The organism is Hymenobacter agri (genome assembly GCF_054778495.1).
This window is the reverse complement of sequence record NZ_BAAGZM010001045.1, coordinates 1-956: the sequence shown is the minus strand read 5'-3', so window position 1 is coordinate 956 and position 956 is coordinate 1. Positions and strand designations below refer to the sequence as shown.

Below are 956 nucleotides of genomic sequence, written 5' to 3'. Positions count from 1 at the left end.
GCGCGCAGCGCCGCCCGCATTCGTGAGCACAGCGCTGCCGAAAGTAGCCGTGGGCCCGCTGAAATCGCCCACCACGTACACGTTGCTGCCGCTGGCAGCGAGGCCGCGCACATAGGTGCTGCTGGCACCACCGCCCCGCACGGCCCAGGTGAAGCCGGCCGAAGTGCCCGCATCGGTGAGCTTGGCCACGAAGGCATCGGGCTGGCCCTGGCCGCCGGTGCTGTTCACAAGCACGGTGCTACCAAAGCTGGCGCTCTGCTCGAAGCCGCCGGTGAGGTACACGTTGCTGCCTACCACGGCGATTGCCTCAGCCTCGTCGTAGCCGGGGCCGCCGGCGCGCTGCACCCAGGCCACGGTGTTGGTGGCGCCGGTATCAGTCAGCTTGGCTACCAGCGCGTCGGAACTGCCGGCGCTGGTCACGAAGGTGCCGCCCAGGTCGGCCGAGGTGCTACTAAACGACCCGGCCACGTATACGGTGCTTCCTACCGCTACCAGCCCATCAATGCCTTCCGAAGCGGCCCCGCCCAAGCGTTGCGCCCAGCCAAATGAGGCGCTGCTGCCCGCGTCAATAATTTTCACCACGAAGCCGTCGGCGCTGTTGCTGCCGGGCGTGCTCGTGTTGAAGACGATGGCCCCGCCCACCGCGAGGCTGGGGCTGCGAAAGAAACCGCCCACGTATACATTGGCACCGCTCACGGCAATGGCTTGGCCGTAGTCGTCGCCGGTGCCGCCCAAACGCAGCGCCCACACAAAGCTGCGGCTCACCGGGCTCCACTTGGCCACGAAAGTGTTGTCGCCGCCTGCGCTGGTGAGCGTAGTGCCGCCCAGTTGAATCGTGCCACCGAAGTCGCCCACCAGGTACACGTTGCCGGCGGCATCGGTGGTGGTGGCGCTCACTTCGGCGCGAAACGTAGCGCCGGGCACCGCGCCCACCACCGATTGCCAGGCCGGGGCCT

1 pseudogene is annotated in these 956 nt (G+C 68.0%); it reads right to left on the bottom strand.

Going from position 1 to position 956, the window contains the following annotated elements:
* Positions 1-956: pseudogene (locus ACYVDE_RS24345) on the bottom strand (hypothetical protein); the annotation flags it as partial.